The sequence below is a fragment of the Pseudoalteromonas sp. Z1A6 genome, from assembly GCF_011378745.1.
In the GTDB taxonomy this organism is placed as follows: domain Bacteria; phylum Pseudomonadota; class Gammaproteobacteria; order Enterobacterales; family Alteromonadaceae; genus Pseudoalteromonas; species Pseudoalteromonas arctica.
In genome coordinates, this window is sequence record NZ_WTKW01000243.1 from 1 (window position 1) to 6521 (window position 6521).

Here is a 6521-nt window from a genome sequence, read left to right on the forward strand (position 1 = left end):
TCTATTGGGGTTGAAAACTAAAAATTTCAGCGTACACTTGTGCGCTGAAGTTTGAGCGTACACGTGTAAGTTCAAACGTTAAGTATTTTACGATCCAAGAGATTAATAGTGATGATAATTAAAGTATTAAACCAATTTTCAAAATGGTTTTTACACCATCAAAGTTTTGCAGGCTACATAGAGCCAATAATGCAGGTGTTTAAACCTGCATGGCGTGCAGGGCAGTTTAGAGCGCAAGTAGTTAATACGACGGTGCTTGATGGCGGCTTTTTAAGTGTGCAACTTAAGCCAAGTAAACATTGGCAGGCACATACGTCAGGGCAGCATATAAGTTTAACGCTTGAAATTAATGGGCGATTATTAACACGCGTGTTTACCGTGGCCTCAAGCGCTCAACAATTTAAAAATACAGGTTTGGTGCGTTTACTAATCAAAACAAATGCGCAAGGGCGCTTTACAGGCTTACTCAGTAGCGCATTAAAGGCGGGTTTGTGGTGCAATATTTCTGCGCCAACCGGCGACTTTGTATTTAAAAACACGCATACACCGGCTACTTTTGTTGCCGGTGGGTCGGGTATAACACCTATGCTGGCTATGCTTGGTGATTACTTAAGCCAAACTACGCAAAAAGTCTCGTTAGTGTATTACGCAAAAGCTACTGAGCATCAATGTGTTGATGAGCTGAGTGAGTTTGCGGCGCAATTTGAGCATTTTTCGTTTTTATTATTAACGCGCGAGCAAGCAAGCGATATAACCAGCAATATTAAGCCGTGGGAAAACCCAGATATTTACTGCTGCGGCCCTGCAGCATTTATGCAAACAGTGAGTGATTTTGCTAAAACGCATAAGCTAAATTATTACCAAGAAGCCTTTGGTTTAGCACTGCCTAGCTTAAACGACGATAGCCAATTTAATGTAAAAATTAACGCCAGTGCCCATGTTGTATCGGGCAACGATGTTTTACTACCTCAGTTTGAAGCAAAACAATTGCCGGTTAAACGCGGTTGCGGCATTGGTATTTGTCATCAATGCCAATGTATTAAAAAGTCAGGCGTGGTACGTAATTTAAAAACAGGTGAATTGAGTGACAACGGCGAGCAGTTAATACAACTTTGCGTAAGCCAACCTGTTAGTGATTTGGAGTTACAATTATGAAAAACATTGACTATGACATGCTCGCAAGCGAGTTAGATGCCATTAAAATGGACACCCTTGGCAAAGTAGGCCAACAAGATGCTGACTATATTCGCTCTGTTGTGCGCAAACAACGAGTGTGTGAATGGAGCGGGCGAATTTTGCTAATGCTTGGTTTTATTCAGCCATTATTATGGGTTGCAGGCGTGTTGTTATTAGCGCTTGCTAAAATTTTAGACAATATGGAAATTGGCCACAATGTAATGCACGGTCAATACGATTGGATGAACGACAAGCAACTTAACTCACAACATTATGAGTGGGACATAGCGTGCGATGGGCAAAGTTGGCATCGCGTTCATAACTTTGAACACCATACGTATACTAATATTATTGGTAAAGACAGAGACTTTGGTTATGGCTTGTTGCGTTTAAGCGATGATTTTAAGTGGCGTTTTAAAAATGTATGGCAGTTTTTTACGTATATTAATTTAAGTGTGTTATTTCAGTGGGGCGTGTCGTATCACGAGTTGGCTGCAGAGCGTGTTTTTATTGGTAAAAAGAAAGAAAACCGCGAAGGGCTTGTATCACACTCTACATTAAAGCAGCGCTTTTTTAGTAAAGGCGCTCGCCAGTTAATTAAAGATTATGCGATATTTCCGTTACTTGCAGGGCCTTTATTTTTATGGGTATTGGCGGGGAATTTAGTAGCTAACTTAATCCGTAATTTATGGACATCGACCATAATATTTTGTGGTCACTTTACAGAAGAAACGCAAACTTTTAAACAAGAAGACTGCGTAAACGAAACCCAAGGGCAGTGGTATTACCGCCAAGTACTGGGCTCGTCTAATATTAAAGGACCGCATTGGTTTCATGTTTTAACAGGGCATTTGAGCTGCCAAATAGAGCATCATTTATTTCCTGATATGCCGTCTTCGCGCTATCAAGAAGTAGCGCCTCAAGTACAGGCTGTTTTGAAAAAACACGGTATTGATTACCATACGGGTGGTTTTTTTAGGCAGTATATGTCGGTGTTAAAACGTATTATTAAATATTCGTTTAAATAAACATGTTTTAATTAACGAATGAAAAAATCGGTCTGTGTAACTACACTGACCGATTTTTTTGTTTATTGCACTCAATACGGTTGATTAGTAAACAGCACTTGCAAAAATTTCTCATAGTTAATTAAAAAAGCCTTACTTTAGCTATGGTTAAATAGCGTGTGATTGTCATACAATGGAGGAAAATAGACCACACAAGAGAGATTAAAATGGCCGCATTTGGTACCGTGTTTATGCCGCAGATGATTCAAGCTCGTTTTTCTGATAATAAATGGAGCGAGAGCTCAATTGTCCCTTCCGATAAACTTGAACTTCATGCTGGTGCGCACGTTCTTCATTATTCAAGTACATGTTTTGAAGGCTTAAAAGCCTTTCGCCATGAAGATGGTTCTGTTTATCTTTTTAGAATGGATGCAAATATTGCACGCATGCAACAAAGCTCAGCGCTATTAAGCTTACCGAGTTTTGACAGTGATATGCTAAAAACGATGATTATCGATATTATGCGCGAATACGCAGATGAAACGCCATTACCGCCGGGCTCCATGTATATTCGCCCAACGCACATTGGTACTGAGGCGGCAATTGGTAAAGCAGCTGCGCCATCAATGAGCTCGCTTTTATACACGTTACTATCGCCAGTAGGTGATTACTTTGCCGGTGGTGCAACTGCACTGCGTGTATTGCTTGAAGAAGATGGTATGCGCTGCGCTCCGCACATGGGTATGGTAAAAAGTGGTGGTAACTACGCCAGTGCACTAGCACCTATTAGTGCTGCACGTATAAAGTACCAAGCAGATCAAATTTTATTTTGCCCAGGTGGCGACGTACAAGAAACCGGTGCTGCTAACTTTATACTTATTGATGGCAACGAAATTATTACTAAAGCGCTCGATAGCACGTTTTTACATGGTGTAACGCGTAATAGTATTTTAACCATAGCCAAAGATTTAGGTATGACGGTAAGCGAGCGTAACTTTAGCGTTACTGAGCTACTAGAGCGTGCTGCTAAACCAGGTACTGAAGCGGCGCTTTCGGGCACTGCAGCTGTACTAACTGCTGTGGGTACATTTATTCATAACGATAAAGAATACAAAGTAGGTACTGGCGAGCCAGGCCCAACGACTGCGCGCCTTCGCCAAGCATTGAACGATATTCAATGGGGTAAAAGTGAAGACAAGCACGGCTGGTTAACTAAAATCTAATTATAGATTTAATAGCAACTCGCATTAAAAAGCCACCTAATCGGTGGCTTTTGTGTGTTTGGTTACTTTAAGCTGTGCTTATTAGAACTTCATTTCTATTTTACCGTACACGTAGCGTCCGTTAAATCCATACGGCGAGAAGCTAGAGTAAGCAAATAAACGTGAGAAGGTGGTTACATCGTCAACATTTTCACGGGTTGCATCTGGGTAAACATCAAAAATGTTATTAGCCCCTAAGCTCAGCGATACGGTTTCGCTAAGCGAGTAGGCTACATCTAAGTCGGTTATCCATTTAGGCTTTAGCACTTCGTTACGTTCTGGGATATCTGAAGGGTCTTGAGTTTCGCCGTAACGTGTTGTTCTAAGCGTGGTACGTATGTCGTCGTTAGTCCATGTTGCGCTTAAGTTGTACTTATTACGCGGTGTGCTTACTTCAAAACGACGCAGTTCGTTACCAGAGAATAAGTTGTCTTGATCGAACCCTGCACCTTGTAGCTCTGCTGGTGGGTCAATTATATCGGTAACTTCATTTTTACCGTAGTTATAACCTAAGTTAAAGGCAACATCGCCGTAACCATCGGTTGCTACATTATAAGAAGCTACAACATCAACACCACGGGTTTTACTGTCAATTGCGTTTAAGAAGAAACGACCTTGGTTAGCGCCTGTACCTTCAAGAAGTTGCTCAATAGCAGCGCCCGATAAGTTGTTTGATAGCACAATGCGGTCATCAATTAATATTTGGTAGTAATCAACCGATAAGCTGAAATTAAAGTCGGTAGACCATGTAAAACCAACGCCGTAGTTTGTTGCTTCTTCAGCATCAAGACCTGGTGAGCCCAGTGCTTTTGCTACATCGCTGCTTGGTGCGAACGTACCAGTTTCGGTTGGTTCGCCATCAACAAATACGGTGGCTACTGAGGTAAAGTATTGCTGCTGCAAAGAAGGTGCTCTAAAACCAGTAGATACTGAGGCGCGTAGTGCTAGGTCTTCAGTTAATGAATAACGAGTTGCAATTTTACCGTTAAGTGTATCGCCAAAGTCCGAGTAATCTTCATAACGGGCGGCAACCGCTAAATTCCAATCGTCGGTTAGGTAGGTTTCAAGGTCTATATACAAGCTCACGTTGTGGCGGCTATTGTCGCCCTCAGATTCGGGTGTAAACCCCGGGAATACTTGTGCGCCCGCTGCGCCAAATGGGCCATCAATTGGGTCGGTTACTGCGCCTCCTGGGCCAAATGTACCTTGTGCATATGATGCTTCTTCGCCTGCATCTATTTGGTATCCTTCGCGGCGATACTCAGCACCTACAGCTACGTTTACAGAGCTTTCTAAAAAGCTGACGTCTACCTCGCGGCTAAAATCAACGTTTAAAGTAAGTTGATCGTAGGTAAGTGTTCCTGCATCAAAGCTTGTTTGGCTAGTAGGACCATATGAGGTATTTAAGCTATTTATAACACCAAACTCAAATGCATCTTGACCATATACGGCCGATACATCGTAATTCCATTCACTTACAAAACCTTTAGCGCCAAATGCCAGTGAAAAGTCATCTATGTCTGAGGTAATAACAGGTAAAAAGCCATCAGGGTAAACTTCTTCTATATTACGGCTATCGCTTGCACGGCGATAAAACCCGCCGCCTTCGCCTTCACGTTTGCTGTAAGAGCCAAACGAATATAAATCAACTTCGTTTGTTAACTGGTAACCTGCGTTATAAAACATTGAAAAATCTTCAACATCGCCATTACCAAAGTTATGGTTATATCGATTTACGGTAAGTTCACGTGGGTCAAGCGCGCCATCTACTGATCCGTCATCTATGCGTGCGTAGTTTTCACGTTGGTCGTAGTCTGAACGGTTTGTAGAGTGGCGGTCGCGGTATTCGGTCGAAATGTTTAAAAAGCCATTATCGCCAAGCTCAAAACCCATATTACCTTGCAGCGTTAATGTTTGACCATCGGTTAAAGAGCGATCGCCCCCTTCGGTAAATGCTAAATTACCATCACTGCCTTCAGATACAGATTTTAGCTGTGGTACACCGTCCATTTCGGTTACGTTAGCACCATATATAGCCGCAACTGAACCACCGCTGCTGGCACTTTTAAGTACAATATTAATAACACCAGCTATAGCGTCAGAGCCATATTGCGCTGCTGCACCATCGCGTAATACTTCAATACGGGCAATAGCATTTGCAGGTATCGCATTTAAGTCAACCGATGATGAACCACGACCCGTTGAGCCATTTAAGTTAAGTAATGCGTTGCTGTGGCGGCGCTTACCATTAACAAGCACTAAGGTGTGATCGGGTGCTAAGCCACGAAGCTGAGCGGGACGTACATGGTCGCTGCCATCAGTAAGTGATGCTTGTGGGAAGTTAAAGCTGGGTAATAAACTGCTAAGCAGGGCATTCGTTTCAGTAAAGCCTGAGTTTTTAAGTGCATCTGCACCAATTATATCGATGGGTACTGCGCTGTCTTCTACTGTACGGCCTAATCGGCGAGAGCCAATTACGCTTATTTGTTCGATGTTTTCTTCTGCTTTAGTGTCTTGCTCTGCAGCATTTACGCAGAGCGAACCAAGTAGTGCAGCAGACGCGCTCATTGCGAGTAATATTTGTGGTACCGATTGCTGTAATTTAAATAACGGTTTTCTATTCATGCTGTATTTCCCCATACCCATTGAATTATTTTAGTTTTGTACAAAAAAGAAAATAATACCAACCCGCAATAATACTTAATCATTTTGCGGGGCCAAACGTGTCGCTACCTTCGTTAAAAAATTCTCATTTAGAACAACTAAACAGCGAATTTTTTGCCTAGCTATCAACACGTTTTTCCATCCTCAAAATAGATCACTTAATTAAGCGGATTGGTATAAACTTTTTTGTTACCTTGAAGATATACTTAATTAACAAAGTCAGTCAATTGAATAACATTCAATTAATTTAGGTGTTTTTATAATTACATTTGGTTGTTTTTTATAATGAGCATTGTTTTAGTTATATAGCGAAGGTGATTGCTAAGTAATTGATGGGTAATGAATTATATTTAAAAGTTAAATTTAACGTTTAATTAACTGGTAAGATGAGGTTGATGGGTTGAATTAATTT

The 6521-nt window shown here is 41.5% G+C and carries 4 protein-coding genes; 3 read left to right on the top strand and 1 reads right to left on the bottom strand.

What is annotated here, in order from left to right:
• The first annotated feature begins 111 nt into the window (after nt 1–111).
• From GQR46_RS14350 to GQR46_RS14360, 3 genes are all read left to right on the top strand, one after another.
• The gene (locus tag GQR46_RS14350; protein ID WP_165741298.1) at nt 112–1155 is read left to right on the top strand and encodes an FAD-binding oxidoreductase; all 1044 of its coding nucleotides are present in this window, start codon (nt 112–114) and stop codon (nt 1153–1155) included.
• Entirely contained in the window at nt 1152–2204 is a 1053-nt protein-coding gene (locus GQR46_RS14355) for an acyl-CoA desaturase (protein ID WP_165741296.1), read from the top strand. The genes GQR46_RS14350 and GQR46_RS14355 overlap by 4 nt, the downstream gene beginning before the upstream one ends.
• A gap of 200 nt (nt 2205–2404) precedes the next feature.
• Nucleotides 2405–3406, top strand: coding sequence for a branched-chain amino acid aminotransferase (locus GQR46_RS14360; RefSeq protein ID WP_272941825.1), 1002 nt, complete (start codon nt 2405–2407; stop codon nt 3404–3406).
• Between the two features lie 81 nt (nt 3407–3487).
• Here the strand turns inward: GQR46_RS14360 and GQR46_RS14365 are convergent, their stop codons facing one another.
• Nucleotides 3488–6070 carry a TonB-dependent receptor gene (locus GQR46_RS14365; protein WP_165741297.1) on the bottom strand — a complete coding sequence of 861 codons (2583 nt, stop codon included), beginning with the start codon at nt 6068–6070 and terminating at the stop codon, nt 3488–3490.
• Nucleotides 6071–6521 lie beyond the last annotated feature (451 nt).